The organism is Embleya sp. NPDC008237 (genome assembly GCF_042956465.1).
In the GTDB taxonomy this organism is placed as follows: Bacteria; Actinomycetota; Actinomycetes; order Streptomycetales; family Streptomycetaceae; genus Embleya.
On the sequence record NZ_JBIBGL010000001.1, the window covers coordinates 820651 to 839952 of the forward strand.

Annotated in this window: 15 protein-coding genes; 7 read left to right on the forward strand and 8 right to left on the reverse strand. The window is 69.7% G+C overall.

Annotated features, from left to right (window positions below; all coding sequences use genetic code 11):
• Positions 1–11: 11 nt before the first annotated feature.
• Entirely contained in the window at positions 12–1223 is a 1212-nt protein-coding gene (locus ACFZBU_RS03345; protein WP_391581746.1) for a DUF4073 domain-containing protein, read from the reverse strand.
• Between the two features lie 326 nt (positions 1224–1549).
• Here ACFZBU_RS03345 and ACFZBU_RS03350 point away from each other — a divergent pair, with 326 nt between their 5' ends.
• The gene (locus ACFZBU_RS03350) at positions 1550–2350 is read left to right on the forward strand and encodes a hypothetical protein (RefSeq protein WP_391581747.1); all 801 of its coding nucleotides are present in this window, start codon (positions 1550–1552) and stop codon (positions 2348–2350) included.
• Positions 2351–2388: 38 nt separating this feature from the next.
• Here the strand turns inward: ACFZBU_RS03350 and ACFZBU_RS03355 are convergent, their stop codons facing one another.
• The 5 genes from ACFZBU_RS03355 to ACFZBU_RS03375 form a co-directional block, all read right to left on the reverse strand.
• The gene (locus ACFZBU_RS03355) at positions 2389–2943 is read right to left on the reverse strand and encodes a methylated-DNA--[protein]-cysteine S-methyltransferase (protein ID WP_391581748.1); all 555 of its coding nucleotides are present in this window, start codon (positions 2941–2943) and stop codon (positions 2389–2391) included.
• Positions 2940–4400: an AlkA N-terminal domain-containing protein gene (locus ACFZBU_RS03360; protein ID WP_391581792.1), complete on the reverse strand. Its 1461-nt coding sequence runs from the start codon at positions 4398–4400 to the stop codon at positions 2940–2942. The genes ACFZBU_RS03355 and ACFZBU_RS03360 overlap by 4 nt, the downstream gene beginning before the upstream one ends.
• An 88-nt stretch (positions 4401–4488) precedes the next feature.
• Complete coding sequence (locus tag ACFZBU_RS03365) at positions 4489–5859, reverse strand: DUF2252 domain-containing protein (RefSeq protein WP_391581749.1); 1371 nt, start codon at positions 5857–5859, stop codon at positions 4489–4491.
• Positions 5860–6042: 183 nt separating this feature from the next.
• On the reverse strand, positions 6043–7113 hold the full coding sequence (locus ACFZBU_RS03370) for a hypothetical protein (RefSeq protein WP_391581750.1): 1071 nt from the start codon (positions 7111–7113) through the stop codon (positions 6043–6045).
• An 88-nt stretch (positions 7114–7201) separates the two neighbouring features.
• Positions 7202–7711 carry a SigE family RNA polymerase sigma factor gene (locus ACFZBU_RS03375; protein WP_391581751.1) on the reverse strand — a complete coding sequence of 170 codons (510 nt, stop codon included), beginning with the start codon at positions 7709–7711 and terminating at the stop codon, positions 7202–7204.
• Positions 7712–7947: 236 nt separating this feature from the next.
• Here ACFZBU_RS03375 and ACFZBU_RS03380 point away from each other — a divergent pair, with 236 nt between their 5' ends.
• Positions 7948–9048 carry a PLP-dependent cysteine synthase family protein gene (locus ACFZBU_RS03380; RefSeq protein WP_391581752.1) on the forward strand — a complete coding sequence of 367 codons (1101 nt, stop codon included), beginning with the start codon at positions 7948–7950 and terminating at the stop codon, positions 9046–9048.
• Positions 9049–9097: 49 nt separating this feature from the next.
• On the forward strand, positions 9098–9472 hold the full coding sequence (locus tag ACFZBU_RS03385; RefSeq protein ID WP_360317448.1) for a PH domain-containing protein: 375 nt from the start codon (positions 9098–9100) through the stop codon (positions 9470–9472).
• Between the two features lie 75 nt (positions 9473–9547).
• On the opposite strand, the gene ACFZBU_RS03390 is transcribed toward ACFZBU_RS03385, so the two are convergent.
• Positions 9548–10573 carry a Gfo/Idh/MocA family protein gene (locus ACFZBU_RS03390; RefSeq protein WP_391581753.1) on the reverse strand — a complete coding sequence of 342 codons (1026 nt, stop codon included), beginning with the start codon at positions 10571–10573 and terminating at the stop codon, positions 9548–9550.
• A 353-nt stretch (positions 10574–10926) separates the two neighbouring features.
• Between ACFZBU_RS03390 and acnA the strand changes: the two genes are divergently transcribed.
• Positions 10927–13644, forward strand: coding sequence for an aconitate hydratase AcnA (gene acnA / locus ACFZBU_RS03395; protein WP_391581754.1), 2718 nt, complete (start codon positions 10927–10929; stop codon positions 13642–13644).
• 258 nt (positions 13645–13902) lie between these two features.
• On the opposite strand, the gene ACFZBU_RS03400 is transcribed toward acnA, so the two are convergent.
• Positions 13903–14901, reverse strand: coding sequence for an asparaginase (locus tag ACFZBU_RS03400; protein ID WP_391581755.1), 999 nt, complete (start codon positions 14899–14901; stop codon positions 13903–13905).
• 315 nt (positions 14902–15216) lie between these two features.
• On the opposite strand from ACFZBU_RS03400, the gene ACFZBU_RS03405 reads away from it, so the two are divergent.
• From ACFZBU_RS03405 to dxs, 3 genes are all read left to right on the forward strand, one after another.
• Positions 15217–15534, forward strand: coding sequence for a hypothetical protein (locus tag ACFZBU_RS03405; protein ID WP_391581756.1), 318 nt, complete (start codon positions 15217–15219; stop codon positions 15532–15534).
• A 250-nt stretch (positions 15535–15784) separates the two neighbouring features.
• Entirely contained in the window at positions 15785–17035 is a 1251-nt protein-coding gene (locus tag ACFZBU_RS03410) for an ROK family transcriptional regulator (RefSeq protein ID WP_391581757.1), read from the forward strand.
• A gap of 136 nt (positions 17036–17171) precedes the next feature.
• Entirely contained in the window at positions 17172–19106 is a 1935-nt protein-coding gene (gene dxs / locus ACFZBU_RS03415) for a 1-deoxy-D-xylulose-5-phosphate synthase (RefSeq protein WP_391581793.1), read from the forward strand.
• Positions 19107–19302 lie beyond the last annotated feature (196 nt).

Below are 19302 nucleotides of genomic sequence, written 5' to 3' on the forward strand. Positions count from 1 at the left end.
GTCGCAAGCGCTCAGCAGGCGCCCTGGTCCTCCCACACGCCCCACTGGCCGGTCGTGCCCGGTGCCTCGCCGCGCGTCCACCACTTGGCACGCCACGTGTGGTTGTTCCACACGACGGTGTCACCGTTCGTGTACGTCATCGACTCGGTCCACGGCTTGGCCGCAGCGCACTTGGTGTGCAGCGGCACGTTCATCTCCTTGACCCACTGGTTGCGCCGGAAGTCGCGGGCCTTGATCGTCACCCGGTCGTTGGCGACCTCGACTTGGAGCCCGCTGTTCTCCAACCCGCTCAGCGCGCTCTCGCCGCCCGAGCCGTTGTCGGTCCACTGGGTCTGAACGGCGCCCGTGTTGACGACGGTGAAGCCTTCGAGGTTTCCGCTGCCCGGCACGACCTTGCGCACGGCCCAGTCGGACAGGTTCAGGTCCCAGTGCGTGTGCGAGGTGAACAGCACGGCGTCCTTGTGGGCGCCCAGGATGTTCATGATCCGGTCGGCCTGGAGGTAGTCCGACTTGTAGAGCTTGTTGCGCGTGCCCGAGACCGTGTCCGGCAGCACGTGGTGCGAGAACACGAACGTCGGCTTGCCCTGCGCCTCCCAGTAGTTCATCCGCTGCTCGAGCCAGGTCAGTTGCTCGTCGCTGAACCACACCTCGTCCCATTTGGTGGGGTCGGTGTACTTCATGTACTTCTCGGTGCCGAGGAACAGCATCGGGACACCGTCGACGACGCGCTCGTAGTAGACCTTGTCGAGACCGGTGAAGTCGTAGAAGTTCTGGAAGAGCGACTGCTCGGTGGTGCCGTTCGGCCAGGTCTCCTGACACAGCTTGTCCGGATTGCAGTACTTGGGCACGTAGAACTCGTGGTTGCCGATCGTGAAGAACGTGTTCGCCGGGTGCGGACGCGTGTTCAGGACCTGCTTCACCTGGTCGTACTCGGACTTGTAGCCGCGCGGGGTGATGTCGCCGTTGACGACGAGCGCGCCGCTGTTCGGGTTGATCACCTTCATCTGGTCGAGCGCGCGGCCGAAGTCCGCGAGATCTCCCTGCACGTCGCTGATGACGTTGAAGGACACCTTGGCGGGCGCGGAGGCGGGGGCTGCGTTCACCGGGGCGGAGGCGCGGGACGCGGCGGGGCGGCTCTCGGCGTAGGCGGCGCCTGCGCCTGCCGTCAGGGCGAGCGCGGCGCACACGGCCGCGACGCGCCGGTGTTTGCGGAAGTCGGGCATGACGATCCTCGGGACGGAGGGGGTGTGGGGACCCACCCATCACACCGGTTGGTCCCAACCGCCCGGCAGCCCGCAATGATCATGAAGGTGTCGAACGGCTGAAGATTGTCCACGAATCCGGCATAGCGAGCCTCGAGCTGTCCACAAGGGGCGAGTTGTCCACAGATGACATCCACCCCCACTCCGCGGCAGGCCGTGCAGACCAGTATCCGGGGATGGAAGAGGCCGTACGAGTCTTGCGGGGGTTGGCATGGCAGCACAACGGAGTGGTAACACGGGAACAGGCGCTGTCCGCCGGAGTATCCGGGCGGCTGTGGCGCAGGCTCGTGAACGATGGGAAGGTGCGCGAACTCGCGCGCGGCGTGGGGCTCGTCGATGCCGATCGATGTGCGCTCACCTCGCGCGGACTGTTGCGCGCCGGGCTCGCGGCCTATGGCGAGCGAGCCGTGGCCGTATTGCACAGTGCGGCCCACGTGCACGGGATGCGTGGCGTGCCACGCGCGGAATCTGTGCACATCGCGACGCCCGCCACCGCGTCACGTCGTGGTGGGCCCGGCATCGTGGCCTATCGGCGACGGTTGCGAGCGGACGAGATCGTGATGGTGGACGGCTTCCCGGTGACGACGCCGGTGCGGACGCTCGCCGATCTGCTGCCCAGGCTCCCGCCCGAGGACGGATTGGCGGTCCTCGATTCGGCGCTGCATCTGGGCCTGGTCGAGCCGGCGCAGTTGGAGGCGGTCGAGCGGGAGGCGGCGGGCCGGCCCGGGGCGGGACAGGTGCGGCCGCTGCTGGAGATCGCGGACGCACGGGCCGAAAGCCCGTTGGAGTCGCGAGTGCGACTCGACTGCGTGCGGGGCGGAGTCGCACCGGACGAGTTGCAGCACGAGGTCGCGCTGCCCGGCGGCGGCCGGGCCCGCGTGGATCTCGCGTGGCTGACCGGGTTGCGGCCGATCTTCGCGGAGGCGGACGGAGCGGACGTGCATTCGCGGCCCGACGCGCTGTTTCGCGACCGGTCCCGGGCCAACGAGCTGGCCCTGGTGGGGGCGCTCGTCCTGCGCTTCACCTGGTACGACACGCTCCGGCGGGGGCGGGTCGCGGGGCTCGTGCGGCGGGCGTTCCAGTCGTGAGCCCCGCGACCGTGCCGGTGCACTCGGAAGCGGCCCGACTAACCGGTGACGCGGACCTTCTCCAGCGCCAACAGGCGCTGCTTGCGCGGCAACCCGCCTGCGTAGCCGGTCAACGTGCCGTCGGCGCCGATTACCCGGTGACACGGGATGATGATGCCGATCGGGTTGCGACCGTTGGCGAGTCCGACCGCTCGGGACGCCGTCGGCTGTCCGAGGAACCTGGTGGCCAGAGCCCCGTAGGACATCGTGTGTCCGAACGGGATGGTGGTCAGGGCGGACCAGACCTTGAGCTGGAAGGCCGTGCCGGCCGGCGCCAACGGCAGGTCGAACTCGCGCAGTTCGCCGGCGAAGTAAGCGCTCAACTGCGCCTTCGTCTGAGTGAACGCACCGGGGTCGTGTACCCAATCCGCGCCCGGCGTGGCCGCCATGTAGAGGGCGGTGAGCGACTGCCCGTCACCGATCATGAGCAGTTCGCCGACCGTGGAATCCAGGGTCGCGTATCGGCGGGGGCCGTCGAGGGGGGCGTTGAACACGGCCGGGGGCACGTTCGGGTCGGGCGTTTCGACGGCTTCGAACAGGGCGTCCTGGTTCATGCGACTTCCTTCACCGAGACGGTGGATGCTGCGGACAGGCTCGCCCACAGGTGGTGCAACGCGTACGAGCGCCACGGGGACCACGACTGCGCGGCCGAGACCGGAAGCCCCCAGCGCGCGAGCGCGTGCTTGACGCCCAGATCGGTCGGCAGGAAGACGTCCGGGTCGCCGAGCGCCCGCAGTCGAATGTACGACGCCGTCCAGGGGCCGATACCCGGCAGGGCCACAAGGCCCGCCTCCGCCGCCCGACGGTCGACACCCGGGTCGAGGCGAACCGCTCCGGACGCGAGCGCCTCGGTGAGGGCGAAGATCGCCTTCTTGCGTGCCGTGGGCATCGGCAAGTCCGCCGGATCCGCGTCCGCCAACGCGGCCGCGGTCGGGAACGCGTGAGTGAGCCCGCCCTGTGGTGCGGCCAGCGGCTTGCCGTACAGGCGGGTCAGCCGACCCGCGACGGTGCGGGCGCCCGCGACCGACACCTGCTGGCCGAGCACGGCCCGCACGGCGAGTTCGTCGGGGTCCACATGGCCCGGTGAACGCAGGCCGGGCGTGGCGCGCACGAGTGCGCCCAGCCCGCCGTCGTCGAGCTCGACGCTGCCGAGCGCCTCGTCCACGGCGAGCGGATCCGCGTCCAGGTCGAGCAACCGGCGGCAGCGCTGGACGGCGGCGCCCAGGTCGCGCAGGTCGGCGAGGACGAGGCGGCACCACACCCACGAGGGCCCGGGCGAGAGCTCGACCACGCCCGTGCCGTGCGGGAGCGACAGCACCCGTCGGTAGACGCCGTCCACGTACTCCTCCACGCCCGGCACTGCCCGCAGCCCCAGGAAGTCCAACGCGTGAGCGAGCGCGATCGGCTCCCGGTAGGGCAGTCGCAGCCGGATTTCGCCCGGTTCGACGCTCCGGACGCCGGCCCGTCCGCGCACCTCGGTGGGGGTGCGGCCGAACACCTCACGAACGGTGTCGTTGAACTGCCGCACGCTTGCGAATCCGGCTGCGAACGCGACCTGCGCGATCTGCAGATCGGAAGTCTCCAGCAGGACCCTGGCCGTCTGCGCCCGTCGGGCGCGGGCGAGCGCGAGGGGGCCCGCGCCGACTTCGGCCATCAACAGGCGGTTCAACTGGCGATCGCTGTATCCGAGACGACCCGCAAGGCCGCCGACGCCTTCGCGATCCACGACCCCGTCCGCGATCAGGCGCATGGCTCGCCCCACCACGTCGGCGCGCACGTCCCACTCCGGCGAGCCCGGCGAGGTGTCCGGGCGGCAGCGCTTGCAAGCCCGGAACCCCGCCGCCTGCGCGGCCGCCGCAGACGGGTAGAACCGCGCGTTCTCCCGCTTCGGCTTGACGGCCGGGCAACTCGGCCGGCAGTAGATGTCGGTGCTCGTGACCGCCATGTAGAACCAACCGTCGAACCGACTGTCCCGGCTGCTGCACGCTCGGTAGCACTGCTCGTCGTCCATCACGTCGACAAGTGTCACCCGTTCCCGCAGGAGTGGCCGGCGGGAATCGGACAGCACCGTGGCGCCGCCGCGGAGTCGCGAGTCGTGCCTACAACCCCCGAATCAGCCCGTTGCGGAAGAGGTCGACGAAGATGGCATGGTCGGCGCGGGCTCGGGCGCCGTATGCGTGCGCGAAGTCCACGAGTGAGGTCTTGAAGCCCTCCTCGTCCCGCTCGACGGCCTCCAGGATCGCGTTCCTGGTCGAGAAGGGGACCAGCGTGTGACCGCTTTCCTCGTCCGCGACCGCGTGCATCGTCGCGGTGGCGCGGCCCAGGTATTCCACCACTTCGGCGATCGTGTTCACCTCGTTCAGGTCCGACCAGTCCAGGTCGTTCGCGTACGGCGACACCTCGGCGACCAGCTGCCCGACCCCGTCGATGTCGGTGTAACCGAGCCACGGGTCCGCGTGCGCCTGCAAGGCCCGCTGCGAGATGACGGTGCGATGACCTTCGTGTTCGAAGTAGGAGCGCACCTGGGGATCGGTGACGTGGTGGCTCACCGACGGCGTTTGACCCTGCTTCATGTACAGGATCACGTCGTTTTCCAGCGCCTCCGTGTTGCCCTCGATCAGCAGGTTGTACGAGGGCAGCCCGGCGCTGCCGATGCCGACCCCGCGCCGACCCACGACGTCCTTGATGTCGTAGGTGTCCGGCCGTTGCCGAGTCGCGGGAGGCAGGGTGTCGAGGTACCGCCGGAAGGCCTCCAGCACGGTTGCCTTGACGTCGTCCGACAACTCGAACGCGCCGCCGGACAGGGCGAAGCGCCGTTCGTGGTCGGCCACGACCGTCTGCGAGCGGAGCAATCCGATGCGGGTCTGCAACCGGGCCTGCCGCAGCACCTCGAGCAGCGGTCCCTGGGTCGTCGCCAGTGTCAGCGCGGCGTCCTGCGGTGTGGTCTTGTCGGTCAGCAGCCGAAGTTGGTCCAGGTAGGCCGCGCCGTAGCCGGTGACGAGGGTCGCGATCGTGTCGTCGCTGAGGGCTTTGCCGTACCCGATCAGTGCCAGGCTTGCCGCGAAGCGCTTGACGTCCCACGTCCAGGGGCCGACGTAGGCCTCGTCGAAGTCGTTGACGTTGAACACGAGCTTGCCGTCGGCGTTCATGTACGTGCCGAAGTTCTCCGCGTGCAGATCGCCGTGGATCCACACCCGCGAGGTGCGCTCGTCCAGGAAGGGATCTTCGCGGCCGTCGAGGTCGGCGTAGAACAGGCAGGCCGTGCCCCGGTAGAACGCGAAGGCCGAGGACGCCATCTTGCGGAACTTCACCCGGAACGCGGCAGCGTCGCCATCGATCAGTGCCCCGAAGGCTCGTTCGAAGACCTCCAGGATGTGCCGGGCGCGATCCTCGGGGTCCGCCGGGCCGTACTGCGCGTAGCCGCCCTCGAACCCCACGCCGCCCAGACCGATCCCTATGCCCTCGGCCATTGCGACCGCCTCCCTCGAAGTCTCCGCGGGGCCGACCGGGCCCCGCGTCAGGATCCCAGACGGAAGGGCCGGCGCGGCATCGAGCCCCCGGAGCGTGAGGGGGGAGTCAGAGGCGCCCGGGGGCTCGACACCCGGCGCCTGCCCGGCCGACGCCCGCTCATGCCCGGCAGTCGTCGTGGATGCTCAGAACCCCGTCCCGCCTCCGGGAACCGACGCGCTGGGGACGTCCGATCGGGCGATCGAGCCGGTCCCGGTTGCCGGTTGTGTTCCCCCCGGGGTCCGCAGCGGCGGCGGCACGGCTGTCGACGATGGCGGGAGTTCCCCCTCCTGGCGAGACGAGGACCGGTAGGCGAAGGTCGGTGGGGTGGTTGTCGTCGCTTTGTTGGCGTCCGCGCTCACCCACACACGCCAGACCTGGGCGAGGGCGATGGCGCGCAGGCGGTCCATCGACAGGAGCGGCGCATCACGGGCGATGTCCCCCTTCTCCTCCCGGGAGGCGACCTCGTTGAGCGTGATCACGACACCGTCGCGACGGACGACTCGAATGGACCAGTCCTTGGGTCCCCTTCCCGAAGGACCTGCCTTGCCATCGGCGCGGTTCTCCGGCGTGTCCGGCGTCGCGGGGTAGACCCAATCCTGCCGCTCCACCACCCGACTGCCGTCCGAGGTCCGGTAGTCCAGGCACGTGGCCGCGGTGCTGCCCTCCGGGTGCGGACACCCCGTGTCGTCGGCCTGCTCCGCGCTTTGCTCCACCGACAGCGAGAGCAGGCTGGGCCCGGCGGAGTCCTCCAGGACCAACGACACCGAGGCGCCGATGCTGTGCACGCCCGCGGTCGTCGTGTTGGTGTTGTCCGACCCGGTGATCCCGCTGGGTGGAAGGCCCTGCGGCAACAGTGCCAGAAGCGAATGCAGCAGCAGCGGTGGCAGCACGGGCGTCATCCCGGGTGGGGCGGACAGCGTCGGCCGAGACTTGGGCCCCACCGGGGTGGTGGTGGGCGGCGCGGACACCTCCGCCGTCGAGCTCGCCGGCCCCGCCACCCGTCCGGGGGCGCCGTCGGTTCGGTCCGGGAGGACGAGCAGGGCTGTTCCCGCCACGGCGACCACCGCCGCGGTCGACACGCCCATCTGCACGCGCCGTACGAGCTTCATCCGTCTGCCTCGGGCGATACCACCCGAGACCAATCCCGCCGGGGGGACCAGCCCCGACGCCGACGTCCGCATCGCGGCCGCCAGTTCCTTTTCGTCAGACCCCATAGACGTACCGTCTCCTCGCCATCCGTGTGAACACAGGTCGCACTGCTCACCAGCCGTACGGCCGTACCGGCGGTGTCTCAGTAACGCCTCATGCGGCGGAGAGCCAGCCGGATTCGCTTCCGAGCACGCTCCGCAACTTCTCCAGGGCTCGCATCGATCTGCTCCGCACGGCCCCCTCGGACACGCCCATCTGTCGCGCCGTCTGCTCCACGCTCAGGTCCTCCCAGTAGCGCAGGACCAACACCGCCCGGTCCTTGGGCGGCAGTTCGGCCAGACTCTTCAGGAGCGTCAACCGCAACGCCTGGTCCTCCTCGGGACCGGAGCCCTCCGGCAGGTCGGCGTAGGGCTGCTCGGTGCTGCTCAACCTGCGTCGATGGGACAGATAGGTGCGCGTCAGCACGGTGCGCGCATACGCCTCCGGGCTGTCGGCCCGACTGACCCGCTTCCAGGCCCGGTACAACTTGCCCAGCGTCGTCTGCACGAGGTCCTCGGCGAGATGCCAATCGCCACACAGGAGCCACGCCGTCCGGAACAGCCGACCGCTGCACGCGTTGGCGAACTCCAGGAAATCGGCCGGCTCAGCGTCGAAGCCCGCCATAGACCCTCCTCGTCCCTACGCGCCCTCGCGCGTACCCACCCCATAGACGCGGCGGACCCCCCGACACGTCACAACTTCCGGCCGAGAATACGTATGTGCAGCTCATAGGCCATTCGAGGGGTTGACCAAGGGATCCGCGCGTCGGCCCGTAGCCTGGGCCGGGGTCGATCACCATCGATCCCGCACCCCGCGATCCGGAACCCGGCACGGGACACGAACAAGCCAGGGGAGTCGACGTGACGTCGGTGGACAACGATGTGGACCGTTTCAGCGCGAAGACCCGCGACTGGGTGGACGAAGCCATCCGCAAGGTGAGTGCCGACGCCAACCGTTCCGCCGACACCCACCTGCTCGCCTACCCGCTGCCCGCGGAGTGGGGTATCGACCTCTACCTCAAGGACGAGTCCACCCACCCCACCGGCTCGCTCAAACACCGCCTGGCACGCTCGCTCTTCCTGTACGCCCTGTGCAACGGGTGGATCGAGGAGGGCACCACCGTGATCGAGGCGTCCTCGGGTTCGACGGCCGTCTCGGAGGCGTACTTCGCCAACCAGATCGGCCTGCCGTTCGTCGCGGTCATGCCCGCCACCACCAGCCCGGAGAAGATCGAGCTGATCGAGTTCCACGGCGGTCGATGTCACCTGGTCCAGGACGCCGCCACGGTGTACGAGGTCTCGCGCGCGCTCGCGACGGAGACGGGCGGGCACTTCATGGACCAGTTCACCTATGCCGAGCGCGCCACCGACTGGCGGGGCAACAACAACATCGCCGAGTCGGTGTTCGAGCAGATGTCGCAGGAGCGGCATCCGATCCCCGAGTGGATCGTGGTCGGCGCCGGTACCGGTGGCACCAGCGCGACCATGGGCCGCTACGTCCGCTACCGCCGACACCATTCCAAGATCTGCGTCGTGGACCCGGAGAACTCGGCCTTCTTCGAAGGATGGCGCACTCACGACCCGGCGTATGCCGAGGCGTGTTCGTCGCGCATCGAGGGCATCGGTCGACCTCGGGTCGAGGCCAGTTTCATGCCGAACATCGTCGACCGGATGATCAAGGTCCCCGACGCCGCGTCGGTGGCGGCGATGCGCGACCTGCACCGGCGTACCGGGCACAAGGCAGGCGGCTCGACCGGCACCAACCTGTGGGGTGCCCTGCGCCTGGTGGCCGAGATGCGTGCCGCGGGCCGGACCGGTTCGGTGGTGACGCTGCTGTGCGACGGCGGGGAGCGCTACGCGCATTCGTACTACTCGGACGAGTGGCTCGCGGGGCAGAACCTGGACCTGGGGGTGTACGAAGACACGCTGCGACACTTCCACGCGACGAGCGAATGGCACTGATCGAGCAGCCGTAGGCTGGGTGCCGCAGGTCAACGAGGAGGAGCACGGGATGAGTGGAGCGGGAAACGTCGTCTTCGACAAGCGCGAGCAACTGGAGAAGATCCAGAGCGGGCTGCTGCCGGGCGAGCAGATCATCGCGGTCTACGACGCGAAGGGCGTCGGCACCGGCTTCATCGGTCTGACCGACCGGCGCGCGATCATCCAGGACAACAGTTTCGTCGGTAAGAAGATCGCGATCACCTCCTTGCCCTATTCGAAGATCAGCAGCGTGAGCATGGTCTCCAACAAGAGCTTCACCGGCTCCTACCTGAGCTCCAGCGAAATAGCGATCCACGTCGGCACGCAGACCTACAGCGTGGAGTTCCGCAGTGACGACAAGGGTCGCCACGTCCATGACGTGATCCTGCACTACATCATGCGCTGAGCAGGTGGGTCGCAGACTGCGCAAGGGCTCGTCGGCAACTCGGGTGTCCCGAGCGTGGCTTCGGCGCTCCCGGGTTCAGCGAGTGGCCGGGGTCTGTCCGCGCAGCGGCAGTCCCGCCGCGCGGTAGATCGCGTCCATCACGCGCAGCGTCGGCACCGCATCGACCGCGGGCGTCAGCGTCGGCTGGCCGAAGCGGATCGCGTCCGCGAACGCCTGCAGCTGCAGGCGGTACGTCGGCGTCCGCGCCGCCTCGCCCAGGTGTTCGCGCCGCTTGAGCTTGCCCGTGTGCACGGTGAATCGATGGGGCAGGTGCGGCATCAGATAGTTCATCACCCGCATCTCGCCACGGCTGCCCACGACGTGTGCGTGCATGTCCAGCACGCGTCGGGACAACATCGACGCGTGCACGGTGCCCGCCGCGCCGCCCGGCAGTCGCAGGCGGGCCGACATCGCGCGGTCCACCCGCCGGTCCTTGCGGATCGTCAGGGCGTGCGCGTCCAATACCTCGATCGGGTCGGCCTTGTCGTCGCCCGCGAGCAGCCGCATCAGGTGTACGGCGTAGCAGCCGCCGTCCATCAGCGCCCCGCCCGCGAGGTCGTAGCGGTAGCGGATGTCGCCGAGCAGTGGCAACGGGAAGCACATCGACGTGCTGATGCGGCGGATCTCGCCCAACTCGCCGTCGTCCAGGATCTCGCGCATGCGGCTCGCGAGCGGGTGATACCGGTAGTGGAACGCCTCCATCGCGATCAGGTCCGCTCGTGCCGCGGCGTCCGCGATCTGCTGCGCCTCTGCCTCGTTGGCCGCCATCGGTTTCTCGCACAACACGTGCTTGCCGGCTTGCAGCGCCCGGATCGTCCAGTGCGCGTGCAGCCCGTTGGGCAGCGGGATGTACACCGCGTCCAGCTCAGGGTCCTCGATCAGGGCGGCGTAATGCGCGTGCACGCGTGGGATGCCCTGGCGCCGGGCGAAGGCGTCCGCGCGCACCGCGTCGCGGGCGGCGACCGCGGCGACCTGCACCTCGGGGATCAGCCGCGCGGGCTTGACCAGCGCGGCCGGTGCGATGCGAGCCGCGCCCAATACGCCGATCCGGATCCGCTTCATGGCGTCATCCCCCTCGTCGCCATCCCACCCGACGTGCTCGTATGCCGAACACCTGCCCCGGACCACTCTCCGGACCCACTCGGTGGGTCGTACCGGACTCGCTTTCCCGCATGTTAGGGGCGCACGCGCGCGTGTGGGGGAGATCGCCCCGAGGAATCCGCGACCGACGGGTCGGCCCGTGTGTGGCGGGTACCCGCACGGACGAGGCGGGGCCTAGACTAGACTTGTCTTGACATCAAGATATCTGCGGGGCGCAGACCCCGGCATCCCTGGTTAGGGTCACCTTGCTTGGCGTACGTCGAGTGGGTGTCGGCAGGATGCGGGAGAAACGCACAAGATCAAGGGAGACCGTCGTGTCCGCGAACAGCTTCGACGCTCGCTCCACCCTGAACGTGGGTGACGAGTCGTACGAAATCTTCCGGCTGGACAAGGTGGAGGGCAGCAAGCGCCTTCCCTACAGCCTGAAGGTCCTGCTGGAGAACCTGCTCCGCACGGAGGACGGCGCGAACATCACCGCCGATCACATCCGTGCCCTGGGCGGCTGGGACGCGAAGGCCGAGCCGAGCGAAGAGATCCAGTTCACGCCGGCGCGCGTGATCATGCAGGACTTCACCGGCGTGCCGTGTGTCGTGGACCTCGCCACGATGCGCGAGGCCGTGAAGGCCCTCGGCGGCGACGCCTCCCGGATCAACCCGCTCGCGCCCGCCGAGATGGTCATCGACCACTCGGTCATCGCCGACGTGTTCAACCGTCCGGACGCGTTCGAGATCAACACCGACATCGAATACGGCCGCAACAAGGAGCGCTACCAGTTCCTGCGCTGGGGCCAGACCGCGTTCGACGAGTTCAAGGTCGTACCGCCCGGCACCGGCATCGTGCACCAGGTCAACATCGAGCACCTGGCTCGCACCGTCATGGTGCGCAACGGGCAGGCATACCCCGACACCTGTGTCGGCACCGACTCGCACACCACGATGGTCAACGGCCTGGGCGTGCTCGGCTGGGGCGTCGGCGGCATCGAGGCCGAGGCCGCGATGCTCGGCCAGCCGGTCAGCATGCTGATCCCGCGTGTGGTCGGCTTCAAGCTCTCCGGCAAGGCGCAGCCGGGCGTCACCGCCACCGACGTGGTGCTGACCATCACCGACATGCTGCGCAAGCACGGTGTGGTGGGCAAGTTCGTCGAGTTCTACGGCGAGGGCGTCGGCGCGGTGCCGCTGGCCAACCGCGCCACCATCGGCAACATGTCGCCGGAGTTCGGCTCGACCTGCGCGATCTTCCCGATCGACGCCGAGACGATCACCTACCTGCGACTGACCGGCCGGGACGACAAGCAGCTCGCGCTGGTGGAGGCGTACGCGAAGGCCCAGGGCCTGTGGCACGACCCGAGCCACGAGCCGGAGTACTCGGAGTACATCGAGCTCGACCTTTCCACCGTGGTGCCCTCGATCTCCGGTCCCAAGCGCCCGCAGGACCGGGTCGTGCTGGCCGAGGCCAAGTCCCGCTTCCGCAGCGCGCTGGCGGACTACGTCACCAACGGCGACGAGTCCGGCAAGGAGTCCTTCCCGGCCTCGGACGCACCGACCGGCTCGAACGGTCGCGTGCACAACCCGACCAAGGTGGTCGGCGACGACGGCGTGGAGTACGAGATCGACCACGGCGCGGTCGTGATCGCCTCGATCACCTCGTGCACCAACACCTCGAACCCCTCGGTCATGCTCGGCGCCGCGCTGCTCGCGAAGAAGGCCGTCGAGAAGGGCCTCACCCGCAAGCCGTGGGTCAAGACCACGCTCGCGCCCGGGTCCAAGGTCGTCATGGACTACTACGAGAAGGCCGGTCTGATCCCGTACCTGGACAAGGTCGGTTTCGCCCTGGTCGGCTACGGCTGCGTGACCTGCATCGGCAACTCCGGCCCGCTGCCGGAGGAGGTCTCCAAGGCGGTCAACGACGCCGACCTCGCGGTCGTCTCGGTGCTCTCGGGCAACCGCAACTTCGAGGGCCGGATCAACCCCGACGTCAAGATGAACTACCTGGCCTCGCCGCCGCTGGTGATCGCGTACGCGCTCGCGGGATCGATGGACATCGACATCACCACCGAGCCGCTGGGCCTGGACCCCGAGGGCAAGCCGGTCTACCTCGCCGACATCTGGCCGAGCGACGAGGAGATCGCCGAGGTGGTGGCCTCCTCGATCGACCAGGACATGTTCATCGACCGCTACGCCGACGTCTTCGCGGGCGACTCGCGCTGGCAGTCGCTGGAGATCCCGACGGGCGCGACGTTCGAGTGGGACCCGCAGTCGACCTACGTGCGCAAGCCTCCGTACTTCGAGGGCATGCAGATGCAGCCGGCCCCGGTCGTGGACATCGCGGGCGCCCGCGTGCTGGCCAAGCTCGGCGACTCGGTCACCACCGACCACATCTCGCCGGCGGGCTCGATCAAGGGCGACAGCCCGGCGGGCAAGTACCTGGCCGAGAACGGTGTCGAGCGCAAGGACTTCAACTCGTACGGCTCGCGCCGGGGCAACCACGAGGTGATGATCCGCGGCACGTTCGCGAACATCCGCCTGCGCAACCAGATCGCGCCGGGCACCGAGGGCGGCTTCACGCGTGACTTCACGCAGGCCGACGCCCCGGTGTCGACGATCTACGACGCGTCGGTGAACTACCAGGCCGCCGGTATTCCGCTGGTGGTGCTGGCGGGCAAGGAGTACGGCTCGGGTTCGTCGCGCGACTGGGCGGCCAAGGGCACCTCGCTGCTGGGTGTGCGTGCGGTGATCGCCGAGTCCTACGAGCGCATCCACCGCTCGAACCTGATCGGCATGGGCGTCATCCCGCTGCAGTTCCCGGCCGGCCACAGCGCCACCACGCTGGGCCTCACCGGCGAGGAGACCTTCGCGTTCGAGGGCATCACCGCGCTGAACGAGGGTCGCACCCCCAAGACGGTCAAGGTCACCACGGACACCGGCGTCGAGTTCGACGCGGTCGTGCGCATCGACACCCCCGGCGAGGCGGACTACTACCGCAACGGCGGCATCATGCAGTACGTGCTGCGTTCGCTGGTGAACAAGGGCTGACCGCCGCACCGCGACGCCAGGTCGTCGTACGGCATCGCCGCACCGGGTCGGGCTCCTTCGGGGTCCGGCCCGGTGCCGTTCGGTGCACCGTCACCGGCGCGATCGGCGACTCGGGCGGCTGCGGGCAAGGTGCGTGCGCCCGCGAGTGGGACCGCCTGCGCCTGCGGGCGCACCGGAGATGCCGGAATTGGCGCGGCCGGTTGGTTTCCCAACCGGCCGCAGCGTCAGTTTGGCGCTCGGCCCATGCGGGCGACAGGGCTAGGGCGCCGGTTCACCCAAAAGGGGGAATGCGCGGATCGCGCCGACCACCTCGCCGGCGCCGTACACGGGCGCCTGGGCGAACGGGGCGAGGCTCTGTTCGTCCGCGCCCATGCGCCACAGCAGCGCCGCCATGGCGACGATGTGGGCCCGCGTCGCCCCGTCCGCGATCTTGACCGCGGCGCCCCGCCCGTCCGGCAGGCCCACCGCGTACACCGCCTCGGCGCCGTCCTTGGCGAGCAGTCCCGGGATCGCCCGCATCAGCCCCGTCACGTCGCGACCGGTGCCCGCGACCCACTCCGGGTGGGCCCGCATCGCATCCGCGATCCGCCGCTCGGGGGTGCCCTCGGCGGCGCCCGCGAAGCGGCCGTACGACCGGGCCAGGCCCGCGAGCGAGATGGCGAACAGCGGCGCCCCGCACCCGTCCACGCCGACCGCCGCGACCGGTTCGCCGGCGACGTCCTCGACCGCTCGGCGGACGGCCTGCTGCAACGGGTGCCCGAGCTCCAGGTAGTCCTCGGTCGGCCAGCCGTTGTGCACGCAGGTGAGCAGCATCGCGGCGTGCTTGCCCGAACAGTTCATCGCGATCCGCTCGGGCCCCTTGCCGGCCGCCAGCCACGCATCGCGCTGCGCGGTGCCCAGCGGCAGGTCCGGTACGCAGCGCAGCGCGCTCTCCGGCAACCTCGCGCGGGACAGGATTCGCCGGGTCCCCTCCAGGTGGAACGTCTCGCCGGAGTGGCTGGCGCAGGCGAGTGCGAGCAGTTCGCCGTCCAGGTCCAGCCCGCTGCGCACCATCGCCAGGCCCTGGAACGGCTTGTTGGCCGAGCGCGGGAACATCGGCGCGTGCACGGCCCCGTGTCCTTCGACCACCGAGCCGTCGGTGCCGGTGAGTACGGCCGTGCCGTGGTGGATCGATTCCAGGAAGCCGTTCCGCCACACGCCGACCAGCGGTATGTGAGCGAACGCGGCCTCGTCACCGGCGCGGTCGGCCTGGATCACGGGTCCTCCTGAGGTCGTACGAGAGTCGAACGAGGTCGGGCGCAGGGGTGAAGCGGGGTAGGGCGGGCGCAGGCGTGACGACGTGGGAGTCGAACGCGGGTGCGGATGCCCCCCTCCATGATCCACGTGTGCATTCTCGGTCTGCCACCGCGCATAATCGAACATATGTACGGCAATGGCGATCGCGACACCCCGGCCTGGGAGCAGCCGGGTCGCTTTGCGCATGCCAAAACCGGGGACGGGGCGAAATCCAAGCCCCGAGGCAGGGACGGGATCGCGCCGACGGGATGGCCGAGGGGCGTTCGGCCGCCCGGTGTGGCGGGTTGGGAGGACACGGCCGTCGCCTGGCTGTTCGACCTGTGCCCGCCGGGCTATCGAAGCCACGACGTCCTGCGCAAACACCCGTTGCTCCTGGCCCGGATGGCCCGTCAGCACGTGGCCGCCGCGCTCGCCGCGGCCCGACACGGCTACGGCACGGCGCGCGTCGAGCTTGCCGAGCGGGTGCCCGTGCAGGCGGTGGAGGCGGCGCTGCGCATGTACGAGTACGAGGGCTCGCGCGCGGCGGCCACCGAGCGTGCGGTTCGGCTGGTCGAGGAGGCTCTCGCGGGCGAGCGCTGGGAGCCCCGACTGTGACGTGCGCGACGTTGTGGGCCGATCCGATCCTGCTCCGGCCCTGCCCGGACGGCGATGGTGACGCGGCGGCCGGGGGCGAAAGGGGTGTTTGTAACGTTCCATGCGCGCACCGGCGGTGCGGGAGTGAATAGAGGCCCGATCGTGACGCCTGCGTTCAGGTTTGACTCTTCTGCCTGAACAGAGGGGGCCATAGAGTTCAGGACTTGCACACAAGAAGTACGTCAATCGCACCGGGGCGAGGGGATCGCAGATGTCCGACGGCACGACGGGGTCCCGCTTTCCGCAGGCCCAGTCGCCGGGGTCGCACTCGTCCGGGTCGCAGTCCTCGCTGCACCGGGCCAACCTCGATCGGGTCCTGCACGCGGTCCGCATGGCGGGTGCGCTCACCCAGGCCGAGATCGCCAGGAGCACCGGGCTGTCCGCCGCGACGGTGTCGAACATCGTACGGGAGTTGAAGGTCCTCGACATGGTCGAGGTGACCCCCACGTCCTCCGGCGGCAGGCGGGCCCGCAACGTCTCGCTCAGCCGCGCCTCGGGTGTGGTCGTCGGCATCGACTTCGGCCATCGCCACCTGCGCGTGGCCATCGGTGACTTCGCCCACCGGGTGCTCGCCGAGGAGCACGTCCCGATCGACGTCGACTCCTCCGCCGACGAGGGCTTCGCGCTCGCGGATCGACTGCTGGGCGTGCTGCTGGAGCGCGCCGGCGCGGTCCGAAGCGAGGTCACCGGGGTCGGGCTCGGGGTGCCCGGCCCGATCGACATCGACACCGGCGCGCTCGGCTCGACCACGATTCTGCCGGGCTGGGTGGGCTGTCACCCGCGCGAGGCGATGCAGGACCGGCTGGGCCTGCCGGTCCTGGTGGACAACGACGCCAACCTCGGCGCGCTGGGCGAACTCGTCTGGGGCGCGGGCGTGGGTTGCACCGAGATGGCCTACCTCAAGGTCTCCGGCGGCGTCGGCGCGGGCCTGGTGATCGGCGGCCGGTTGTACCGGGGTCCGGGCGGCACGGCAGGCGAGATCGGTCACATAACGCTGGACGAGTCCGGGCCGGTGTGCAGGTGCGGCAACCGGGGCTGCCTGGAGACCTTCACCAACGCCTCCTATCTGCTCGACCTGCTGCGCGGCAGCCATGGCACCGACCTGACCATCCAGCGGATGATCGAGCTCGCCAAGGCCGGCGACGCGGGCTGCCGGCGGGTGGTCGCGGACGCCGGCAGGCACGTGGGCGTGGGCGTGGCGAGCCTGACGAATCTTCTCAATCCGCAGCGAATCATCCTCGGCGGCGACCTCGCGGGCGCCGGCGACCTGCTGATCGCGCCGATCGTCGAGTCGGTCGGGCGGTACGCCATTCCCAGCGCGTCACGCCGGTTGACCGTGGTCACCGGGTCGCTCGGCGAGCGTGCCGAGGTGCTCGGCGCGATGGCGATGGTGATGAGCGAGATGACCCCCTTCGCCGTCGAACGCACGCCCCAGATGCTGGTCGCGGGCGCCTCGACGTGAGTCGGCGCGCACGGATGGCTCATCGGTGTACCCCGATGCGAACCATCCGCCCGCATCGCCGCGTCTAGACTCGATGGACGCCTCTCCTGCACGCAGACCCGTGGGGGCGGTGACGGATCTGACGAAGGAGGAACGGGTGGCCCTGCTGGACAGCATTCGAGGACCCCGTGATCTCAAGGCCCTCTCGCCCGAGCAGCTCGCGCAGCTCGCGGACGAGATCCGCACCTTCCTGGTGGAGTCCGTCTCCAAGACCGGTGGTCACCTGGGTCCCAACCTCGGTGTGGTCGAGCTGACCATCGCGATGCACCGCGTGTTCGAGTCGCCGCGCGACAAGATCCTCTTCGACACCGGGCACCAGAGCTACGTGCACAAGATCGTGACCGGTCGCAAGGACGGCTTCGGGCAGCTGCGTCAGGCCGACGGTCTGTCCGGCTATCCCAGCCGCGCCGAGTCCGAGCACGACGTGATCGAGAATTCGCACGCGTCCACGGTGTTGTCCTGGGCGGACGGCCTGGCCAAGGCGTACCAGGTGCGCGGTCAAACCGATCGGCACGTGGTCGCGGTGATCGGCGACGGCGCGCTGACCGGCGGTATGGCCTGGGAGGCACTGAACAACATCGCGGCGGCCAAGGACCGTCCGGTGATCATCGTGGTCAACGACAACGAGCGCTCGTACGGCCCGACCCAGGGCGGCCTCGCCGACCACCTCGCCACGCTGCGCACCACGCGCGGCTACGAGCGTTTCCTGGAGTGGGGCAAGGGCGTGTTGGGCCGCACCCCGGTGGTCGGCGGTCCGGTCTACGACATGCTGCACGGCGCCAAGAAGGGCCTCAAGGACGCGGTCGCGCCGCAGGGTCTGTTCGAGGACCTGGGCCTGAAGTACGTGGGCCCGATCGACGGGCACGACGTCGAGGCGGTGGAGAACGCGCTGCGCCGGGCCCGCGGCTTCGGCGGCCCGGTGATCGTGCACGCGATCACCCAGAAGGGCAGGGGCTACGCGCACGCGGTCAACGACGCGGCGGACCAGTTCCACGCGGTGGGCGTGATCAACCCCGAGACCGGCCTGCCGGTCAAGAAGTCGGGCGCGTCGTGGACGTCGGTGTTCGCCGACGAGATGGTCGCCATCGCGGACGAGCGGGAGGACGTCGTCGGCATCACCGCGGCGATGCTGATCCCGGTCGGACTGCACAAGTTCGCCGCCAAGCACCCCGACCGGGTGTTCGACGTCGGGATCGCCGAGCAGCACGCGGTGACCTCGGCGGCGGGCCTGGCCACCGGCGGGCTGCACCCGGTGGTCGCGGTGTACGCGACCTTCCTCAATCGCGCGTTCGACCAGGTGCTGATGGACGTCGCGCTGCACAAGTGCGGCGTGACCTTCGTCCTCGACCGGGCCGGCGTGACCGGGCCGGACGGGGCCAGCCACAACGGCATGTGGGACATGTCGATCCTCCAGGTCGTGCCGGGTCTGCGGCTCGCCGCGCCGCGCGATGCCACGCAGGTGCGCGCGCAGTTGCGCGAGGCGATGGAGGTCGACGACGCGCCGACCGTCGTGCGCTTCGGCAAGGGCGCGGTGGGCGCCGACATCGAGGCGATCGGCCGGATCGACGGGATGGACGTGCTGCGCCGCACCGGCCCCGAGCGCAACGGCGGCGGTGAGCGCGGTGACGTGCTGATCGTGACCGTGGGGCAGATGGCCGAGATCGGGGTCGAGGTCGCCGATCGGCTCGCCGACCAGGGCATCGCGGCGACCGTGGTCGACCCGCGCTGGATCAAGCCGGTTCCGGCCGGGATCGCGCCGTTGGCGGCCCGGCACCGGCTCGTGGTCACGATCGAGGACAACGGCCGGGCCGGTGGCGTCGGATCGGCGATCGCGCAGTCGTTGCGGGACGCGCGGGTGGACGTACCGCTGCGCGACTTCGGCATTCCGCAGGAGTTCCTCGACCACGCGGAGCGTTCGGACATCCTGGTTCGGATCGGCCTGAACGCCCAGGACATCTCACGCCAGGTGGTCGAGGAGATCGCGTCCAAGACGGTGGACGCCGACGCCGAGCAGCACGAGACGACGGCCTGACCGAAGGCCGCCGCGCACATTGTGACGATCCCGGGGTCGGGAGCGAGAAGCCACGGGCTCTTGCTCCAGGACCCCGGGGTCGTTTTGCTTTTCGCGGCTTCGCGGCTTCGCGGCTTCGCGGCTTCGCGGCTTCGCGGCTTCGCGGCTTCGCGGCTTCGCGGCTTCGCGGCTTCGCGGCTTCGCGGCTTCGCGGCTT

Coding starts and splice junctions, on each gene's coding strand:
- ACFZBU_RS03360 (WP_391581792.1), bottom strand. CDS start 4,400: ATGGACGACGAGCAGTGCTACCGAGCGTGCAGCAGCCGGGACAGTCGG.
- ACFZBU_RS03390 (WP_391581753.1), bottom strand. CDS start 10,573: ATGAAGCGGATCCGGATCGGCGTATTGGGCGCGGCTCGCATCGCACCG.
- ACFZBU_RS03365 (WP_391581749.1), bottom strand. CDS start 5,859: ATGGCCGAGGGCATAGGGATCGGTCTGGGCGGCGTGGGGTTCGAGGGC.
- ACFZBU_RS03385 (WP_360317448.1), top strand. CDS start 9,098: ATGAGTGGAGCGGGAAACGTCGTCTTCGACAAGCGCGAGCAACTGGAG.
- ACFZBU_RS03355 (WP_391581748.1), bottom strand. CDS start 2,943: ATGAACCAGGACGCCCTGTTCGAAGCCGTCGAAACGCCCGACCCGAAC.
- ACFZBU_RS03375 (WP_391581751.1), bottom strand. CDS start 7,711: ATGGCGGGCTTCGACGCTGAGCCGGCCGATTTCCTGGAGTTCGCCAAC.
- ACFZBU_RS03345 (WP_391581746.1), bottom strand. CDS start 1,223: ATGCCCGACTTCCGCAAACACCGGCGCGTCGCGGCCGTGTGCGCCGCG.
- ACFZBU_RS03370 (WP_391581750.1), bottom strand. CDS start 7,113: ATGGGGTCTGACGAAAAGGAACTGGCGGCCGCGATGCGGACGTCGGCG.
- ACFZBU_RS03410 (WP_391581757.1), top strand. CDS start 15,785: ATGTCCGACGGCACGACGGGGTCCCGCTTTCCGCAGGCCCAGTCGCCG.